Source organism: Empedobacter sp. UBA7252, assembly GCF_002472765.1.
In the GTDB taxonomy this organism is placed as follows: Bacteria; Bacteroidota; Bacteroidia; order Flavobacteriales; family Weeksellaceae; genus Empedobacter; species Empedobacter falsenii_B.
Genome location: NZ_DKSQ01000001.1, coordinates 88,650 through 109,130, shown reverse-complemented (window position 1 = coordinate 109,130; position 20,481 = coordinate 88,650). Strand labels below are relative to the sequence as shown.

Here is a 20,481-nt window from a genome sequence, read left to right as displayed (position 1 = left end):
ATTTATTTTAATCTAATTTCAGAAACACTTGTACCTTGTTCTACCATAGGAAATACATTGTTTTCTTTTCCTACCATTACCTCTAAAAGATAAGAACCATCATGTTCTAACATTTCTTTTAATGCATTTTTCAAGTCGTTTCTTACTTCTATTTTTTGACCTTCTATTTGATAAGCTTTTGCAAGCGCAACAAAATCTGGACTTGTAATATCTACGAATGAATAGCGTTTGTCGTTGAATAATTCTTGCCATTGACGAACCATTCCAAGGAAGCTATTGTTTAGGATTAACATCTTTACTTTTGCTCCAAATTGCATAATAGTTCCCATTTCTTGTAAAGTCATTTGGAAACCACCATCACCACAAACCATAACAATATCTTTTTCTGGTGCTCCATACCACGCTCCAATTGCAGCAGGTAAACCAAATCCCATTGTTCCTAATCCTCCTGATGTAACCAAAAGCTTAGAATCTTTGAATTTCGCATAACGACAAGCCGACATTTGATGTTGCCCAACATCTGTAACAATTACGGCTTCTCCGTTTGTTAACTCATTTAATGTGTTGATAACTTCAGCCATAGACATTACATCAGTTGTTGGATAGAATTCTTTATCAATAACTTCTGTACGTTCTTCTTTTTCGAGATCTCTAAATTCTTTTAACCAATCGGTATGTTCATTTTGATTAATCAAATTAGTTAATAACGGAAGTGTTTTCTTGCAATCTCCCCAAACAGGAACAGCAACTTTTACATTTTTACCAATCTCTGCTGGGTCAATATCAAGATGGATCACTTTCGCTTGTTTTGCATATTTGTCTAAGCGTCCAGTTACGCGGTCATCAAACCTCATTCCTATGGCAATTAATACATCGCAATCATTTGTTTTTACATTCGGCGCATAATTTCCATGCATTCCTAATAAACCAACATATTGTGGGTGATCGGTATCCAAAGAACTTAATCCCATTAAAGTTGTAGCCACTGGAATTCCCGATTTTTCTAAGAAATCTTTTAACTCTTGTTCTGCTTTTCCAAGTAGAATTCCTTGACCAATAATTGCAAATGGTTTTTTTGCTTGATTTATAAGTTCTGCAGCAGCCTTTATATATTCAGTTCTTATTTCTGGATCTGGTCTATAACTACGAACATGTGTGCATTTTTCATATTTTTTCTTTTCGATAAGTTGTATTTGAGCATTTTTTGTAATGTCAATCAACACAGGTCCCGGTCTTCCCGAGTGAGCAATATGAAATGCTTTTGCTAATACATGATTTATTTCTTCTGCATCAGTAATTTGATAATTCCATTTCGTGATAGGATTAGTAATATTGATAACGTCAGTTTCTTGAAAAGCATCCGTTCCTAAAAGAGAAGCGAAAACTTGCCCTGTGATACATACAATAGGATTGCTATCAATCATGGCATCTGCAATTCCAGTGACTAAATTCGTTGCGCCTGGACCACTCGTGGCAAAAGCTACACCTACTTTTCCTGAAGTTCTTGCATAACCTTGCGCAGCGTGAATGCCTCCTTGTTCATGACGAACTAAAATGTGTTCTAATTTATCTTTGTAATCATACAAAGCATCATATATAGGCATAATTGCGCCACCAGGATATCCAAAAACTGTTGTAACTCCTTCGGACAATAAAGCGTTAATAATCGCTTGTGAACCTGAAATTTGAGTTGGTTTATTGGTCAGTAAGACATCCTTCTGAAGCGTTTCCGACTTGCTTTGCGTATTTGTATAAGACTCCATTTTTTACTTTTAATGCGGGTTGTTTCCAGTTATTTTTTCGATTTTCTAATGTTTTTTCATCAATCAAAAGGTTTAATTCATTTTTGTTGATGTCAATTTCGATGAGATCATTATTCTCGACTAATGCGATTGGACCTCCTTCAAAAGCTTCTGGTGTTATGTGACCGACGACAAATCCGTGCGTTCCGCCACTAAATCGTCCGTCTGTAATCAAAGCGACTTTATCTCCTAATCCAGCTCCAATAATGGCAGAGGTTGGTTTCAACATTTCTGGCATTCCAGGACCTCCTTTTGGACCTTCATTTCGAATGACGATAACGCTTCCAGCTTTGATTTGTAAATCTTCAATTGCTTTTAAAACTTCAACTTCGCTATTAAAAACTTGAGCTTTTCCTTTGAAATAGAAACCCTCTTTTCCAGATATTTTTGACACTGATCCACCTGGAGCAAGGTTTCCGTAAAGCATTTGTAAGTGTCCAGTTTCTTTTACAGGGTTAGATAATGGACGAATAATATTTTGTTTAGAGAAATCTAAATCAGGAACCGATGCTAAATTTTCGGCTAATGTTTTTCCAGTAACCGTTAAACAACTTCCATCGATTAAATCTTCTTGTAACATATACTTTAAAACAGCAGGAACTCCACCAACTTTACTCAAATGTTCCATCAAGTATTTTCCACTAGGTTTTAAGTCTGCTATTACTGATGTTTTATCGTTAATTGCTTGTATATCGTCTAATGATAATTTGATATTCATAGTCGCTGCAATTGCTAATAAGTGCAAAACAGCATTTGTGCTTCCGCCTAAAACAACAATTGTTTTGATTGCATTTTCTAAAGAATTCTTCGTGATGATATCACTTGGTTTAATATCTTTTTCTAATAAAATTCTTAGATAATGTGCCGCAGTTGTACATTCGTTTTTCTTTTCTTGACTAAGAGCAGGGTAAGACGAAGAATAAGGTAAACTCATTCCCATTGCTTCAATCGCCGCTGCCATTGTGTTTGCTGTATACATTCCGCCACAAGCACCTGGACCAGGACAAGCATTCTGAATGATTCCACAAAAATCTTTGTCATCAAGATTTCCGTTTAATTTTTTTCCTAATGCTTCGAAAGCAGAAACAATGTTTAATTCCTCTTCTTTGTAATGTCCCGGAGCAATTGTTCCACCATAAATCATGATCGAAGGACGGTTTAAACGTCCCATTGCCATAATCGATCCTGGCATGTTTTTATCACAACCAGGAATAGTAATTACGCCATCGTAAAAGTGTCCTGCACAAACAGTTTCGATAGAATCTGCAATGATTTCTCTACTTACTAAAGAGTAGCGCATTCCTGAAGTTCCGTTGGTAATTCCATCGCTAATTCCGATAGTGTTGAACTTCAATCCGATTAGGTTTTCGGCTTTCATTCCATCTTGTACCAACTGTGCAAATTGATTTAGGTGCATATTGCAAGTATTTCCATCGTACCCCATGCTTGCAATTCCGATTAATGGTTTTTTAAGGTCTTCGTTTGTTAAGCCAATCCCATGTAACATCGCTTGTGACGCGGGTAAAGTGTCATCTTGCGTAACGGTTCGACTATGTTTGTTTAGTGCTTTGTTGTTGTTTTTCATCACTATTTATTTGACATTGTTTGTATTAAAAACATAAAAAAAAGCCACCCTGAATAAAGGTGGCTCATAAAAAATCGTTCAAAAAATTTGTCATAAAACCACCTTTCCTAATCGTAAGACCAAGACTAAAATAATAATGATAATAATGACGAAATTGTTTTGCATAATATTGTTTAATTAATTTTTCTCCATAAAAAAAGCCACCTCGTTAAGAAGTGGCTTTAATTGTTATTTTGTACGTACACAACTAATTACCACTCCCTGGGATAAGAATGACTAAAATAATCAAGTTGATAATGTTGTGAACTAATTTCATTTTCTTTTTTTGATAAGCCAAAGCTAGAATTAATTTTTTTAACTTAGCTCAACTTTTTTTATAAATTTTCCGAAAAATTTTCATTAATTGAAAATTCGCATTTTAACATTGCTTTTTTTAAAGATTGTTTAAAAATAAGTTTATAAAATTTTATATTTGCAAAACTTTGGAACAGAAAACTATTCACAACGTTTTTAGCTTATACGATTCTTCAGATTTCGTACAGAAGCTTATTGTCAATTTTAAAAATAATCCACAGCATAAAGTCAATATCAAAGGTTTTTTAGGTTCAGGATTGAGCATTATAACTGGTCATTTATATGATCGTGTTGCGCGTCCTACGATTCTAATTTTTGATGATAAAGAAGAAGCGGCTTATGTGTTAAATGATTTGGAAACTTTGTTTGATAAAGAACAAATTCTATTTTTTCCGTCTTCTTATAAGCGTCCTTACGAAATTGAGGAAGTAAATAATGCAAATGTTGTTATTAGAACAGAGGTTTTAAATGTATTATCGCATTCGAAACGCCCAAAAATTGTGGTGACATATGCGGAAGCCTTGTCTGAAAAAGTAGTGACAAAAAAAGCGCTTTCTACGAATACACTTAAAGTGAAGGTTGGAAATGATTTAGGAATTGATTTCTTAACGGAGGTTTTATCTTCTTATAATTTTCATCGTGTTGATTTTGTTTCTGAACCGGGAGAATTCTCGATTCGTGGTGGAATTATAGATGTTTTTTCGTTTTCGAATGAGCATCCTTATCGAATTTCGTTGTTTGGTGATGAGGTGGAAACCATCAGAACGTTTGATATCGAGAATCAATTGTCCATTGCAACGACAAAAGAAATTACGATTATTCCAAATCTTGAGAGTAAATCGATTAACGAAAAACGAGAAAGTTTCTTAGAATATATTTCGAAAGATAGTTTAGTTATCGCGAAAAATATTTCTGTTTTAGCGAAACAAATCACCAAGAATTTTGAACAAGCGGAAGTTGCTTTTTCAGAATTGAAAGGAGAAATTAAACAAGCAGAACCGAATCATTTATTTTTGAATGAGAATGCATTTCTTCAACAAATTTCATCTTATGGAGTTATTGAATGTTCCATGAAATCTTATTTTGAAACAGTTGAAGAAATAGAATCACCATTCAAACCTCAACCAAGTTTTAATAAGCAATTCGAGTTATTAATTGATGATTTGAATGAGCATAAAGCCGAAGGTTTCAAAAATGCACTGATTTGTTCCAATGAAAATCAAATCAAACGTTTCGAAGAAATTTTTGATGATATCGGAAAAGAAGTTTCATATATTCCCGTTTTGGGATCTATTTATCAAGGTTTTATTGACGAAGAAATCAAATTAACGTGTTATACAGATCACCAGATTTTTGGTCGATATCATAAATTCAATCTTCGAAATTCATTTTCCAAAAAAGAAGCGATTACGCTAAAGGAAATCAATTCGTTGCAAGTTGGAGATTTTGTGACGCATATAGATTATGGGATCGGAAAATTTGCAGGTTTGGTACGATTGAATAATAATGGCGTAACGCAAGAATCAATCAAATTGATTTATCAAAATAATGATATTCTGTATGTTAATATTCATTCGTTGCATAAAATTGCAAAGTTTAGAGGAAAAGATGGCGCTGAGCCAAAAATTTCAAAACTTGGATCTCCAGCTTGGAAAAATTTAAAGAATAAAACCAAAGCTAAAGTAAAAGAAATTGCTTTCGATTTGATTAAATTATATGCGAAACGCCGTGCCAGAAAAGGTTTTGCGTATTCGCCTGATACGTATTTGCAAAATGAGTTGGAAGCATCTTTTATTTATGAAGATACGCCCGATCAGTACAAAGCGACGCAAGATGTAAAAACGGATATGGAATCTGAACGCCCAATGGATCGTTTGGTTTGTGGAGATGTTGGTTTCGGGAAAACAGAGGTTGCGATTCGTGCGGCGATGAAAGCAGCTGTTGATGGAAAACAAGTTGCTGTTTTAGTGCCAACAACGATTTTAGCTTTTCAACATTTCAAGACATTTTCAGAGCGTTTACGAGATTTGCCTGTGAAAGTTGCTTATCTCAATCGATTTGTAACAGGAGCAAAGAAAAAAGCTGTTTTAGATGGTTTAAAATCTGGTCAAGTTGATATTGTGATAGGAACGCATCAATTGGTTAATCCAAAAATTGAATACAAAGATTTGGGATTATTAATTGTGGATGAGGAACACAAATTTGGTGTTGGTGTAAAAGATAAATTGAAAACACTTCGCGAAAATATTGATACATTAACCTTGACTGCGACGCCAATTCCGCGTACACTTCAATTCTCGTTGATGGCTGCGCGTGATTTATCGGTTATCAAAACTCCTCCACCAAATAGACAACCTGTCGATACGCAATTGGTTGGTTTTAATGAAGAGATTTTCCGTGATGCGATTATGTATGAAATGCAACGTGGTGGACAAGTTTATATCATTCACAATCGTGTGCAATCGTTAAAAGATATTGCTGGAATGGTACAACGATTAGTTCCTGATGCGAGTGTGGCGATTGGTCATGGACAAATGGATGGGAAAGAATTAGAAGCCGTTTTACTCGATTTTATTGATGGTCGATATGATGTTTTTGTGTCAACAACTATTATCGAATCTGGTTTAGATGTTCCGAATGCGAATACGATTTTAATTAATGATGCGCAGAATTTCGGTTTGGCAGATTTGCATCAAATGCGTGGACGTGTTGGTCGTAGTAACCGCAAAGCGTTTTGTTATTTGGTTGCGCCACCACTTTCGGTTTTAACGGACGAAGCGCGTAAACGTTTGCAAGCAATTGAGCAGTTTTCTGATTTAGGATCAGGATTCAATATTGCGATGAAAGATTTAGAAATTCGTGGAGCTGGAAATCTTTTAGGTGCTGAACAAACAGGATTTATGATGGATATTGGATTCGAAACGTATCAAAAAATCTTGAATGAAGCGATAGAAGAATTGAAAGAAACGGATTTCAAAGATTTGTTCGAAGATCAAAAATCGGAAGAAGTAAAATCGTATGTGTCGGATGTGCAAATTGATTCGGATTTACAAATTATGTTCCCAGACGAATACATTGAAAGTTCGGAAGAGCGTTTATTGCTGTACAAAGAATTAGCTGATGTCGAAACTGAAACATATTTACAAACGTTTAAAAATAATTTGATTGACCGCTTTGGAAAATTACCAATTGAAGCCGAAAATTTATTGGAATCAATTCAACTGAAATGGATCAGTAAAAAATTAGGTTTCGAACGTTTGGTGATGAAAAATGGTGTTTTATTGGCTTATTTTATTAATAAACCACAAAGCGAATTTTATCAGTCAGATGAATTTAGATTAATTTTAAATTACGTTCAAAATAACCCTAAAAACATCAGTTTTAAGGAAAAATCACCCAAAAAAGGAGAAGAGTACCCAACATTGTTAGTACGATTTGAACATATTAAAACTGTGAATGAAGCACTACAAGGTCTACAAAATTTATTAATTCATTAACTTTTTTAAGTTTTAATTAGTAATCTAATAAAATACATAGGGAGAATTGACCAAGTTGTTAGTTCTCCTTTTTTTATTCAATTATCAAACTTCCGATATAAATAAATAATATATAATTTATCATATAAAGAACTACAACTTACTGAAAACTAATTCACATAAATAATATGATATTTTATTATTATTTTTATCGATAAAATATTAGTTGGAAAAATAGTAAAGTAGTTATGGAAACAGCATCAAGTTATATTCCTATTCTCATTCTTTTTGTGATTGCTTTTGCGTTTGTAGCGGGTACTATCGTTGCGACGCATTTTCTTGGGCCATCGAGAAAGACAGACGAAAAATTAGAGAATTTCGAGTCTGGGATTGAGAAAGTTGGAAATGCAAGACAGCCATTTGCAATTAAATACTTCTTAGTAGCCATTTTATTCGTGTTATTCGACGTAGAGGTAATCTTCTTTTACCCATATGCAGCGAATTTTAAAGAGTTAGGTTGGGAAGGTTTTGCAGCAGTTGTAACATTCGTTGGATTATTCTTTGTGATGTACTTGTATGTACGCAAAAAAGGAGCTCTTAATTGGGAAAAATAGAGCGATTAAAATTCTAAAATAATAGTATAATGATTCATAATAAAAGACCAGTAACACACAATACCAATGTGAAGATTGTAGAGTCTCCAGGAGGTTTTGAAGGTGAAGGTTTTATGGCGATGCAACTATCAAAAGTAGTTGGATTAGCGCGTAAAAACTCTATTTGGCCTTTACCATTTGCGACAAGTTGTTGCGGAATCGAGTTTATGGCGACTATGGGTTCGACATACGATTTGGCACGTTTTGGATCTGAGCGTTTGGCTTTTACGCCTCGTCAGTGCGATTTGTTGATGGTAATGGGTACAATTTCTAAAAAAATGGCACCAGTTCTGAAGCAAGTTTACATCCAAATGGCAGAACCTCGTTGGGTGATTGCTGTTGGCGCTTGTGCAAGTTCGGGAGGAATTTTTGATACATATTCGGTCTTACAAGGAATTGATGAAGTAATTCCAGTAGACGTATATGTGCCAGGTTGTCCGCCTCGTCCAGAAGCAATTATCGATGGTGTAATGCGTATTCAGGAGTTGGTAGAGAGCGAAAGTGTTCGTCGCAGAAGTAGCGAAGAATATCAACAACTTTTAGCAAGTTATGGAATTAAATAAGTTGAAATAATGGACAATTCATTTATAAAAGACCGTTTGGTTCAGAAGTTTCAAGAAAATATATACGGATACGAAGAGCATTTCGGTGTATTGACTTTATACGCTAACAAAGATTTCAATCTAAAGATTTTACAATATTTATATGATGATGAGCAATTATCTTTCAAATTTTTGAAGGATTTAACTGCTATTCATTATCCTAATAATGTTGGAGAAGAATTGGTTGTAACCTATTTAGTTTATAATCTATATGAAGGAGTTGAGGTTCGATTAAAATTTGCTTTACCAATCGAAAAACCTTCGATTTTTACCGCAACTAAATTATTCGAAACAGCTAACTGGTTAGAGCGCGAGGCGTATGATTTCTATGGAGTTGATTTTGTAGGACATCCAAATTTAATTCGTGTCATGAATGTTCCAGAAATGGATTATCATCCGTTACGCAAAGAGTTCCCATTAGAGGATCAAACACGTAAAGACAAAGACGACGATATGTTTGGTCGTGGTGGAGATTTTAATTACGGAGGTTTTAATGTAAAAGCAAATTAACCATGGGAAAAGAGAAAACTAAAAAATTAAAGCATCTTGATCTTCCAGATGGTTCGTTAGAAAAAAGCACAATTACCTTAAACTTAGGACCTACGCATCCTGCAACACATGGGGTATTTCAAAATATTTTAGAGATTGATGGTGAAATCATCAAATCTGCGGTTCCTACAGTTGGGTATATTCACCGTGCTTTTGAGAAAATTGCTGAACGCAAACCTTTGTACCAAATTACACCTTTAACAGACCGATTGAACTATTGTTCGGCGCCGTTAAATAACTTAGGTTGGCACATGACAGTTGAGAAATTCGTTGGAATTGAAGTTCCAAAACGTGTTTCTTATTTGCGTGTTATCATTATGGAATTGGCTCGTATGGCAGATCATATTGTATGTAACTCGATTATGGGTGTTGATACAGGAGCATTTACAGGATTCCTTTATATGATGAAATACCGCGAGTTGATTTATGAGATTTACGAAGAAATTTGTGGTTCTCGTTTAACAACAAATATTGGTCGTATCGGTGGTTTCGAACGTGATTTTTCTGAAGTTGCTTGGACAAAAATCCATCGTTTCGTGAGAGAGTTTCCAGATGTCTTAACAGAGTTTGAAAACTTATTTTTACGTAACCGTATTTTTATGGATCGTACGCAAGGAGTAGGAGGAATTTCGGCTGAACGTGCATTAAATTATGGTTTCACAGGACCAAATTTACGTGCGGCTGGTGTAGATTATGATGTTCGTGTAGCGAAACCATATTCTCGTTACGAAGAATTCGAATTCGATATTCCAGTTGGTACAACGGGAGATTGTTACGATAGATTCTTAGTTCGTGGTCAAGAAATGTGGCAAAGTTTAAGTATCATTAAACAAGCAATTGCAAAAATTGATGCATTAGAAGGAGAAGAAGCAACGCAATATCATGCTGATGCTCCAGACTTTTATTTACCACTAAAGAAAGATGTTTACACAAAAATGGAAGCGTTAATCTATCACTTCAAAATTATTATGGGAGAGGTAGATATGCCAAAAGGAGAAATTTATAATTCAATCGAAGCTGCAAATGGTGAGTTGGGTTATTATTTCGTTTCTGATGGTGGACGTTCGCCATACCGTTTACATTTCCGTAGACCTTGTTTCATTTATTATCAAGCTTATCCAGAATTGATTGAAGGATCAATGATTTCAGATGCCATTATCACAATGAGTAGTTTGAATTTGATTGCTGGAGAATTAGATGCTTAATAAAAATTATTAAAAATGGCAATTCAATTTTCAGAAGAAACACAACAAAAAGTAGATAAAATCATTGCACGTTATCCATCGGATAAAAAACAAAGTGCATTGATTCCTTTACTTCATGTCGCACAAGCTGAGTTTGGTGGTTGGTTAGACACTCCTCATTTAGATTATGTTGCAGAAGTATTAGAAATTTTACCAGTAGAAGTTTACGAAGTAGCTTCATTTTATTCGATGTTTAACTTAAATCCTGTAGGGAAATTTGTGTTAGAAGTTTGTCAAACAGGACCTTGTATGTTAAGAGGTTCAGACAAAATTATTGAACACATCAAAACAAAATTAAATATTGAAGCTGGTGGAACTTCGGCAGATGGTTTATTTACATTAAAACCAGCCGAATGTTTAGGAGCATGTGGTTACGCGCCAATGCTACAGTTAGGAAAAACGTATCGTGAGAATTTAACGATCGAGAAAGTAGACGAATTAATCGAGGAATTGAAAAAATTAGCATAATGGGACAAAAATTACTGTTAAAAAATATTGATGTTCCAGGAATTCGTCAGTATCAAGCTTACCGCGAAAACGGTGGTTATGCAAATGCTGAAAAAGCATTTAAAATGACAACTGATGAAATCTTAGAAGAAGTAAAAACTTCTGGTTTAAGAGGTCGTGGTGGTGCAGGTTTCCCAACTGGAATGAAATGGAGCTTTTTGGCAAAGCCAGAAGGTGTTCCAAGACACTTAGTGGTAAATGCAGACGAATCTGAACCAGGAACGTTCAAAGACCGTTTCTTGATGGAATATATTCCTCATTTATTAATTGAAGGAGTTCTGATTTCATCATTCTGTTTAGGTTCTAATACATCATTTATTTATATCCGTGGAGAATATGCGTGGGTTGCAGAAATTTTAGAAGAAGCAATCGACGAAGCAAAAGCTGCTGGTTGGTTAGGTAAAAACATTCAAGGAACAGGTTTCGATTGCGAAATTTATGTTCAACGTGGAGGTGGAGCTTATATCTGTGGTGAGGAAACGGCATTGTTAGAATCGTTAGAGGGTAAACGTGGAAATCCACGTCTTAAACCACCTTTCCCAGCTGTTAAAGGTTTATGGGGAAGACCAACGGTTGTAAATAATGTAGAAACAATTGCTGCAATTGTTCCAATTATTGAAATTGGAGGAGAAGCGTATTCTAAAATTGGAGTTGGACGTTCTACAGGAACAAAATTAATTTCAGCTTGTGGTAATATTAATAAACCAGGCGTTTATGAAATTGATATGACAATTACGGTTGAAGAATTTATTTATTCAGACGAATATTGTGGAGGTATTCCAAACGGAAAACGTCTTAAAGCATGTATTCCTGGAGGAAGTTCTGTGCCAATTGTTCCAGCAAACTTATTGTTAAAAACTGCCGAAGGTAAACCTCGTTACATGAATTACGAAAGTTTATCAGAAGGAGGTTTCCAAACAGGAACAATGATGGGTTCTGGAGGATTTATTGTTTTAGATGAAGATCAAGATGTTGTTTACCATACGTATACATTAGCTCGTTTTTATCGTCACGAATCATGTGGACAATGTTCACCTTGTCGCGAAGGAACAGGTTGGATGGAAAAAATCTTGAAACGAATCGATGAAGGAAAAGGAAAAATGTCTGACATCGAATTGTTATGGGATGTTCAACGTAAAATCGAAGGAAATACAATTTGTCCATTAGGAGATGCAGCGGCTTGGCCAGTAGCAGCGGCAATTCGTCACTTCCGTGATGAGTTTGAATGGCATATTAATAATCCGGAAGAATGTTTGACGCGTAATTTTGGTTTAGCACATTATGCTGATCCAATCGAAATTAAAGAAACCGCAAATTAATACGAAGATGGCAGAAGAAACACCATTATTTAAAGTTACTATCGATAACGAAACGATTGAAGTACCTGCGGGAACAACGATCCTTCAAGCCGCTCGTATGATTGGTAAAGAAGTAGCACCTCCAGCGATGTGTTACTACGGTAAATTAGAAAATACAGGAGGAAACTGTAGAACATGTTTGGTAGAAGTATCAAAAGGTAGTGAAGCAGATCCTCGCCCAATGCCAAAATTGGTTCCGTCTTGTCGTACAACAGTTATGGATGGAATGGTTGTAGGCAATAAAACGTCTGAGCGTACAGTTGAGGCACGTAAAGGTATTGTTGAATTATTATTAATCAACCATCCTTTAGATTGTCCAGTATGTGATCAGGCAGGAGAATGTAAATTACAAGATTTAAGTTACGAACACGGAGCAGAAGCGACGCGTTACGAATTTGATCGTCGTACATTCCCTAAAGAAGATTTAGGTCCAAATATTCAGTTGAACATGAACCGATGCATTTTGTGTTATCGTTGTGTAAAAACTGCGGATCAAATCACAGGTTGTCGTGAGCATGGCGTAATGAATCGTGGAGATCACGCTGAAATTTCAACGCATATCAACAAAAGTTTAGATAACGAATTCATCGGAAATATTATTGATGTTTGTCCAGTAGGAGCATTAACAGATAAAACGTTCCGCTTCAAAAATCGTGTTTGGTTCTTGAAACCAGTTGATGCGCATCGCGATTGTCCGACTTGTTCTGGTAAAGCACAAGTGTGGTTCCGTGGGAATGAAGTTTTCCGTGTAACAGCTCGCAAAGATGAATTTAACGAAGTAAAAGATTGGATTTGTAACACATGTCGTTTCGATAAAAAAGATATCAACGATTGGACGTTAGAAAAACCATCAGAAATTTCTAAAGATTCTGTTGTTCGTCAAGGTCATTACTTTGAGAATAAAGTGGAGCCAAAAGAAACACTTCCGAAAGTAATCAAACGCGATCCAAAGATTTTATTAGATATTCACTCGGTTTCAGAAGTAAATGAACCAAATCGTGATTTATCTAAAATTGATGGACCAGCAACAAGTAAAGATTTTAAAGATTAATCATTCGTAAATAAAATTAACAAAAATGACAGAAGAATTTATTGCTGATGCATTAGAAAAGTTAGCTTTAGTAGGCGTAATGATTGGTTTTGCATTAGTTGTTGCCATGTACTCTACTTGGGCTGAGCGTAAAGTTGCAGCATTCTTACAAGATCGTATCGGACCAAACCGTGCAGGTATTTTTGGTTTATTACAACCACTTGCCGATGGTTTAAAATTATTCTCAAAAGAGGAAATTACACCAAAAGATTCGAATAAATTTTTATTCATCTTAGGTCCATCTTTGGCAATGATTGTAGCTTGTATGACAGGTGCAGTTATTCCATGGTCGACAGCTTTCGAGATTGGAGATCGTGTAGTTGTTCCTCAAATTGCAGATGTTAACATCGGGTTTTTATACATTTTAGGTGTGTTAAGTTTAGGTGTTTATGGAATTATGATTGGTGCTTGGGCATCGAACAACAAATACTCTTTAATGGGAGGTTTGCGTGCAGCTTCGCAGATTATTTCGTACGAATTACCAATGGGAATTGTGTTAATCACAATTTTGATGATGACAGGTTCTCTAAAATTGAGTGATATTGTACATTATCAACAAGAACATGCATGGTTTATCTTATTACAACCATTAGGATTTATCATTTTCTTGGTGTGTTCGTTTGCAGAAACTAACCGTACTCCGTTCGATTTACCAGAAGCAGAAAATGAATTAATTGGAGGTTATCACTCAGAATATTCTTCGATGAAGATGGGATTCTTCTTATTTGCAGAATACATCAACATGTTTATCAGTTCTGTGGTAATTTCTACCATCTATTTTGGTGGATACGATATCCCATTTGTAGACGATGCAACATTAGTAAACTCTATCGGAGTGAATGGAACGGCAATTCTTAATTTCCTTTCATTATTCGGTAAAGCTTGTTTCTTCATCTTCTTCTATATGTGGGTGCGTTGGACAATTCCTCGTTTCAGATATGACCAATTAATGGATTTAGGTTGGAAAAAATTATTGCCTTTAGCATTAATCAATATGTTAATTACAGGCTTAGTGATTTTATTATTAAACAAGTAGAATCATCAAAATCATTAAAAGTATGAAACCAATTACAAATAGAGTAAAACAAGTAGAACGTAAACCCCTTACTTTTTGGGAAAGTATCTATTTGATTTCTATCGCAAAAGGGTTGATGATTACATTGAAGCACTTCTTTTCGAAGAAAGCAACAATTAGTTATCCAGAAAAACAAAGACCGTTTAGTCCTGTATTTAGAGGATTACACGTTTTGAATAGAGACGAAGAAGATCGCGAAAATTGTACGGCTTGTGGACTTTGTGCTTTGGCTTGTCCAGCAGAAGCGATTACAATGGAAGCGGCAGAAAGACTTCCTGGTGAAGAAAACCTTTACCGTGAAGAAAAGTATGCAGCGAAATATGAAATTAACATGTTACGTTGTATTTTCTGTGGATTCTGTGAAGAAGCTTGTCCAAAAGATGCTGTTTATTTATCGCAAACAGTTCCACCAGCAAGTTTCAAACGTCAAAACTTTATCTATTCGAAAGAAGATTTATTAATCCCGAAAAAAGCTACAAATTAATGGAATTACCTATCATTTTATTCTATGTTTTGTCGAGCTTAACGGTGTTAAGTGCGCTACTAATGGTGTTCAGTAAAAATCCTGTACATTCCATTTTATATTTAATCGTAACATTCTTCTGCATCAGCGGACATTATGTATTGCTAAACGCACAGTTTTTGGCAATTGTAAATGTCATTGTCTATGCCGGAGCAATTATGGTATTGTTCTTATTCGTGGTGATGTTGATGAACTTGAATAGTGAAAAGAAATCATTTGGTCGACCAGCAAAAATAGTAGCAGCGAGTTTAATCTCTTTGTTATTTGTTGCCTTGACAATTGGTATTTTCTCACAAAATCAAGCTTCTGCAAACACAGCTGTAGAAATGGGAACAGGTGATTTAGGATTGATTCACAACTTAGGATCATTGTTATATTCAGAATATGTTTTACCATTCGAGTTGAGCAGTATTTTGTTTATTTCTGCAATGATTGGAGCGGTGATGTTATCGAAAAAGGACGAAGAATTATTGGATTAAATATAAAAAGTAAAAGATGTTACCAATCAGTTATTATATTACTTTATCATTAATCCTATTCGGAATAGGAATGGCAGGTGTTATGCTACGTCGTAACGCAATTGTCATTTTTATGTGTATAGAATTGATGTTAAATTCTGTGAATTTGTTGTTAGTAGCGTTCTCAAAAATGCACTATCACGCAAATTCAGTATTAGAAAAAGGAACAGATGCACAACTTTTAGTATTCTTTATTATGGTTGTAGCCGCAGCTGAGGTTGCTGTAGGATTATCAGTAATAATTTTATTGTTCCGAAAAGTATACTCGGTAGATATTAATGTGTTAAATCGTTTAAAAGGTTAAGAATGGAGCAGTATATATGGTTAATTCCTTTGATTCCATTCATAGGATTTTTGATTAACGGTTTAGGACGAAATGTACTTTCAAAAAGCTTAGTTACTTTCATCGGAAGTGGAGCAGTTTTGGCAAGTTTCATTTTATCAATCATGGTTTTTATGTCAGTTCCATCAGGAGCAGATGCACAACCATTAATTTTTAAGGCATTTGATATTATCAATATTCCAACTTTACAAGTTCCGTTTGCATTTCAAATTGATGCATTAACGAGTTTGTTTTTGTTAATTATTACAGGAGTTGGATTTTTAATTCACGTGTACAGCTCGGCTTACATGAGCGAAGACAAAGGATTTGCAAAATTCTTTTCTTACCTAAATTTATTCATCTTCTTCATGTTGATTCTTGTAATGGGAAACAACTTTGTGATGATGTTTATTGGATGGGAAGGGGTTGGACTTTGTTCATTCTTATTAATTGGTTTTTGGTTTACAAATCCAGAATATATCAAAGCAGCAAAGAAAGCTTTCATCATGAACCGTATCGGAGATGTTGGATTCTTATTGGCGATGTTTTGGATTTTCAAAGAATTTGGAACGTTAGAATATGTAAAAGTATTCAGCCAATTAGCAATTGATCCATCTGCATTTACAGGTTTTGTATTGACAGGAATTACATTATTGTTATTTTTAGCAGCAACAGGTAAATCGGCTCAATTACCATTATTCACATGGTTACCAGACGCGATGGCAGGACCAACGCCAGTTTCAGCACTTATTCACGCTGCAACAATGGTAACAGCAGGTATCTTTATGATTACACGTTGTAACGAATTATTTTCGGCAGCACCAATCACATTACAAGTTATTCAGTACGTAGGAATTGCAACAGCTTTTGTTACTGCAACGATTGCAATGCGTCAAAACGATATCAAAAAAGTATTGGCTTATTCTACAGTTTCTCAATTAGGATTAATGTTCGCAGCAATTGGATCTGGAGCGTATATCGCAGCAGTTTTCCACGTAATGACGCATGCATTTTTCAAAGCATTATTATTCTTAGGGGCAGGTTCTGTAATTCACGGAATGCACCACGAGCAAGATATGCGCAAAATGGGAGGTTTGAGCAAATACATGAAAATTACACATATCACTTTCTTGATTGGATGTTTGGCAATAGCTGGTATTCCAGGTTTATCAGGTTTCTTCTCGAAAGACGAAATGTTATTAGGAATGTTTGTTTCTAATCCAGTTGTTTACGGAATCGGATTTATCGTTTCTGTGATGACAGCATTCTATATGTTCCGTTTATATGCAATGACTTTCTTAGGAGATTTAAGAGATAAAGAAGCTCATCCGCATGAAAGTCCAGCTGCAATGACAATTCCATTAATCATCTTAGCAGTTCTTTCTGTTTTTGCAGGTTATATCGGAATTCCAGCGTTGTTTATGCAAGACGGACATAAACTTCAAACTTTCTTAAGTGGAGTTGTATCAATCGGAGAAGCTCATCATGTTTCTCATGCAACAGAATGGATGATGATGGGAGCTTTATTACTTTGTGTACTTGGTGCAATTTATTATGCAATCAAGAAATACACAAACCATGTAGATGGTGAAGCAACAGGAATTGCAAAATTCTTTGAAGACAAATGGTACATCGACGAGTTATATGACAATGCAATTGTAAAACCATTGTTCGAGTTGGGTGATGTCTTGAAAAAATATGTAGAAAAAGCAGGAATTGCAGCTTTTGTTTTAGGAGTTGGAACTGTTTCTGGTCGCGCATCAAAAAATGTACGTCAGCTACAAAACGGAAATGTAGGATTCTATATTATGCTAATGGTTGTAGGAATCGTGGCAGGTATCGCAATCTTTTTTATGGGGTATTTAATTTCAAAATAGGTTAGTAATGCTTTTATCTTTATTTATCATTTTACCATTAATAGTAGGAGTTTTTATGCTATTAATGCAAGGTCAAAAACCACAAAGATGGTTAGGAGCATTCGTTGGTGGAGCGTTGTTGGCGTTGTACTTGTTTATCACTTGCAAAGGTGGAAACAACGAGTTAACGTTTCAAACACAATGGTTCAATTTCAACAGCGTTAAAACTTATTTCGCGTTAAATGCTCAAGGTTTGGGAGGATTAATGATTCTATTAACTAACCTTACTTACTTAGCTCTTTTTGTTTATTTATCAACAACAAAACAAAAATATAGCAATACATTCTATGGATTATTGTTAATCACTTTAGCAGGATTAAACGGAGTTTTCTTAGCAGAAGATTTAATTTTATTCTATTTCTTCTGGGAAGTTGTCTTAATTCCGGTTTATTTCTTAATCGGATTATTTGGAATTGGAAAAGACAAAATTCGCGCAAATATGACATTCTTCTTATACACGATTTTAGGATCGATGTTTATGTTAGGAGGAATTATTTACATCGGATTTTTCTTACAACCAGCATCATTTTTATTAACAGATGTTGTACAAGTTACAGGACCGCATTATTCAACAAACACAGCGTTGGCATTGTTATTCTTAATCGCTTTTGTGATTAAAATTCCAATCTTTCCATTTCATACATGGCAACCAACAATCTATAAAACATCACCAACTCCATTAACAGTTGTACTTTCAGCTTTGATGGCGAAAATGGGATTATTTGCAGTGGTTACTTGGTATTTGGGAATGTTTCCAACGATTTCAGAATTGTTCAAATACATTACTTATTTAGCAATTTTCGGATTAGTTTATGCCTCGTTAATAGCTTTGAGTGCAAAAAATGTGAAGAAAATTATTGCATATAGCTCGATTGCTCACTTAGCTTTAATTTTTGTGTCATTATTTTCTGAATTAGCAAATGGTGTAGCAGGAGCTTATTTCCAAATGTTTTCACATGGTTTAGTTGTTTTAGGATTATGGTTATGTGTAGATATTATGGAAAGAAAATATGATTTGACAGACATCAAATCGATTGGTGGTTTAGCAAAAGTTGATCCAACATTATCTATCTTATTCATGATATTCGGTTTAGCAAACGTAGCATTACCATTGACAAGCTCATTCATCGGAGAGTTTATGATGCTTTCTGCATTATTTACACACAATCCAGTTTTATGTGTAGTAGCTTGTTTAGGTGTTATTTTATCTGCCGTTTATACGTTGAGATTATCAAGCGCATTATTGTTTGGAGAAGTGAAAAACATCAAACAAAAAGATGCTCAAAAAGGAGGTTTTGGACCAATTGCAGTTATTTCTGTAATCGCAATCATCGTGATTATTTTAGGAGTTTATCCAACACCAATTTTTAATTTATTAGCACATTAATCATTTTTGAATAAATAGATATGAATACGATTATTTTATCAGCACTTTCAGGTATTATTTTGATGTTTAGTGGATTCTACATCAAAAATAATCGTGCCTTAAATATACTTTCTGTTGTTCTGTTTTTCGGAATGATTGTAGGAGGAATTTTCGAATTGAAAGGTTGCTCAATGTTCGCAGGAAAATTCGATAATATGATTGGACAATCGCTTTACGGCGTTTCGTTCTTTATCGCATTGGCAGGATTGGCAATTTTTTACTTATTGTTGAACAAAGATTTGTTTGGAAAAGTAGGAAAACACGTGGCAGAATATTATGCCTTAATTTTCTTCTCTTTTACAGGAATCGCAGTTTTAGCACAATTCCACAACTTAGTAATTATGTTCTTAGGAATCGAATTAATGTCAATTCCAATGTACATTATTGCAGGAACAAACAAAGAAAGTCTTAGAAGTACAGAAGCTTCTGTAAAATATTTCTTGATGGGAGCTTTCTCAACAGGAATTTTGATGTTAGGTGTAACATTTTTGTACGGCGCAACAGGAACTTTTATGGTTGATCAATTGGTAAACTATAACAAAGATTTCGAAACAATTTATTACGCAGGATGGTGTTTAATCATCTTCGCATTTTGTTTCAAAGTTTCTGCAGCACCGTTCCACGCATGGACACCAGACGTTTACGACGGAACACCAACTGTGTTTACATCGTTTATGTCGACAATCATCAAAGGAGGATCATTTTTAGGATTTATTTTAGTCCTAAAATCATTCCCAACAAATGTAGAATATGCCGAATATTACCGTTTATTATTCGCGTCAATTATCATTTTGACGTTATTTATCGGAAACTTCGGAGCAGTTTCTCAAAAATCTGTCAAACGTTTGATGGCTTATTCATCAATCGCGCAAGCAGGTTTCATGTTATTTGTTTTGTTCAATATCAATTCAGCTTCTAAAGAGGCTTTGATGTTCTATACGATTGCTTATTCAGTTGCGAACTTCATTATTTTCTATGCGATTGATCAATTCAAAAATCCAAAATTTGAGAGTTTCATTGGTTTAGGAAAAGCAAATCCAGTTTTAGCAGCAGCGATGACAATTTCATTAATTTCATTAGCAGGTATTCCATTAACAGGAGGTTTCTTTGCGAAATTTATGGCGTTGAGTATTGGAGGAACAAACGATAAAAACCTATTTTTGATTGTAATTGCATTGGTTATGGCAGTTTTGAGTATGTATTATTACTTCAAAATCATCAACTACATGTATTTCAAAAAAGGGAAAAACAAATTAAAAACACAAGACGGGTTAACAAATTTCCTTTTAATTATCGGAATGGTAATCTTAATTGTGATGGGAATTTTTCCAGGAATATTATCGTCATTTTTACAAACGCCAATGTGGTAATTGGAGAATGATTATTATATAGTTTTTTATTATTTATTATTTAAAAGCTCGTGTCAAGTACTTGACACGAGCTTTTTTTTATATGGGATTATTTTGCAAAGAGTGTAAACC

General features: G+C 34.7%; 17 protein-coding genes. 15 read left to right on the top strand and 2 right to left on the bottom strand.

Annotation, left to right across the window (positions count from 1 at the left end; translation table 11 throughout):
- Positions 1-2: 2 nt before the first annotated feature.
- Positions 3-1,763 (bottom strand): biosynthetic-type acetolactate synthase large subunit, encoded by a 1,761-nt coding sequence (gene ilvB / locus B2X73_RS00520; RefSeq protein ID WP_291063049.1) that lies wholly within the window; start codon positions 1,761-1,763, stop codon positions 3-5.
- Positions 1,696-3,387: a dihydroxy-acid dehydratase gene (ilvD, locus tag B2X73_RS00515; RefSeq protein ID WP_291095449.1), complete on the bottom strand. Its 1,692-nt coding sequence runs from the start codon at positions 3,385-3,387 to the stop codon at positions 1,696-1,698. The genes ilvB and ilvD overlap by 68 nt, the downstream gene beginning before the upstream one ends.
- Before the next feature lie 482 nt (positions 3,388-3,869).
- On the opposite strand from ilvD, the gene mfd reads away from it, so the two are divergent.
- The 15 genes from mfd to B2X73_RS00440 all read left to right on the top strand — a co-directional run bounded on the left by mfd (position 3,870) and on the right by B2X73_RS00440 (position 20,370).
- The gene (mfd, locus tag B2X73_RS00510; RefSeq protein WP_286494974.1) at positions 3,870-7,238 is read left to right on the top strand and encodes a transcription-repair coupling factor; all 3,369 of its coding nucleotides are present in this window, start codon (positions 3,870-3,872) and stop codon (positions 7,236-7,238) included.
- A 227-nt stretch (positions 7,239-7,465) separates the two neighbouring features.
- On the top strand, positions 7,466-7,831 hold the full coding sequence (locus B2X73_RS00505) for an NADH-quinone oxidoreductase subunit A (RefSeq protein WP_115002285.1): 366 nt from the start codon (positions 7,466-7,468) through the stop codon (positions 7,829-7,831).
- A 29-nt stretch (positions 7,832-7,860) separates the two neighbouring features.
- Complete coding sequence (locus tag B2X73_RS00500) at positions 7,861-8,433, top strand: NADH-quinone oxidoreductase subunit B (protein ID WP_038333376.1); 573 nt, start codon at positions 7,861-7,863, stop codon at positions 8,431-8,433.
- Between the two features lie 9 nt (positions 8,434-8,442).
- Positions 8,443-8,982 (top strand): NADH-quinone oxidoreductase subunit C, encoded by a 540-nt coding sequence (locus B2X73_RS00495; protein ID WP_038333373.1) that lies wholly within the window; start codon positions 8,443-8,445, stop codon positions 8,980-8,982.
- Between the two features lie 2 nt (positions 8,983-8,984).
- On the top strand, positions 8,985-10,226 hold the full coding sequence (locus B2X73_RS00490) for an NADH-quinone oxidoreductase subunit D (RefSeq protein ID WP_038333370.1): 1,242 nt from the start codon (positions 8,985-8,987) through the stop codon (positions 10,224-10,226).
- A gap of 15 nt (positions 10,227-10,241) precedes the next feature.
- Positions 10,242-10,733, top strand: a complete 492-nt coding sequence (gene nuoE, locus B2X73_RS00485; RefSeq protein ID WP_115002287.1) for a complex I 24 kDa subunit family protein — start codon at positions 10,242-10,244, stop codon at positions 10,731-10,733.
- Positions 10,733-12,091 (top strand): NADH-quinone oxidoreductase subunit NuoF, encoded by a 1,359-nt coding sequence (gene nuoF, locus B2X73_RS00480; RefSeq protein ID WP_221854711.1) that lies wholly within the window; start codon positions 10,733-10,735, stop codon positions 12,089-12,091. Before nuoE ends, nuoF begins: the two co-directional genes overlap by 1 nt.
- 7 nt (positions 12,092-12,098) lie before the next feature.
- Positions 12,099-13,181 (top strand): 2Fe-2S iron-sulfur cluster-binding protein, encoded by a 1,083-nt coding sequence (locus B2X73_RS00475; protein WP_038333449.1) that lies wholly within the window; start codon positions 12,099-12,101, stop codon positions 13,179-13,181.
- Positions 13,182-13,206: 25 nt separating this feature from the next.
- Positions 13,207-14,256, top strand: coding sequence for an NADH-quinone oxidoreductase subunit NuoH (gene nuoH / locus B2X73_RS00470; RefSeq protein ID WP_019974862.1), 1,050 nt, complete (start codon positions 13,207-13,209; stop codon positions 14,254-14,256).
- Between the two features lie 22 nt (positions 14,257-14,278).
- Positions 14,279-14,779 (top strand): NADH-quinone oxidoreductase subunit NuoI, encoded by a 501-nt coding sequence (nuoI, locus tag B2X73_RS00465; RefSeq protein ID WP_038333352.1) that lies wholly within the window; start codon positions 14,279-14,281, stop codon positions 14,777-14,779.
- On the top strand, positions 14,779-15,297 hold the full coding sequence (locus B2X73_RS00460) for an NADH-quinone oxidoreductase subunit J (protein ID WP_125348899.1): 519 nt from the start codon (positions 14,779-14,781) through the stop codon (positions 15,295-15,297). The genes nuoI and B2X73_RS00460 overlap by 1 nt, the downstream gene beginning before the upstream one ends.
- A gap of 16 nt (positions 15,298-15,313) precedes the next feature.
- Positions 15,314-15,640: an NADH-quinone oxidoreductase subunit NuoK gene (gene nuoK / locus B2X73_RS00455; RefSeq protein ID WP_125348900.1), complete on the top strand. Its 327-nt coding sequence runs from the start codon at positions 15,314-15,316 to the stop codon at positions 15,638-15,640.
- 2 nt (positions 15,641-15,642) lie between these two features.
- Positions 15,643-17,535 (top strand): NADH-quinone oxidoreductase subunit L, encoded by a 1,893-nt coding sequence (nuoL, locus tag B2X73_RS00450; protein WP_125348901.1) that lies wholly within the window; start codon positions 15,643-15,645, stop codon positions 17,533-17,535.
- 7 nt (positions 17,536-17,542) lie between these two features.
- Complete coding sequence (locus B2X73_RS00445; protein ID WP_125348902.1) at positions 17,543-18,961, top strand: complex I subunit 4 family protein; 1,419 nt, start codon at positions 17,543-17,545, stop codon at positions 18,959-18,961.
- A gap of 20 nt (positions 18,962-18,981) precedes the next feature.
- Complete coding sequence (locus B2X73_RS00440; RefSeq protein WP_286494973.1) at positions 18,982-20,370, top strand: NADH-quinone oxidoreductase subunit N; 1,389 nt, start codon at positions 18,982-18,984, stop codon at positions 20,368-20,370.
- The last annotated feature ends 111 nt before the right edge of the window (positions 20,371-20,481 follow it).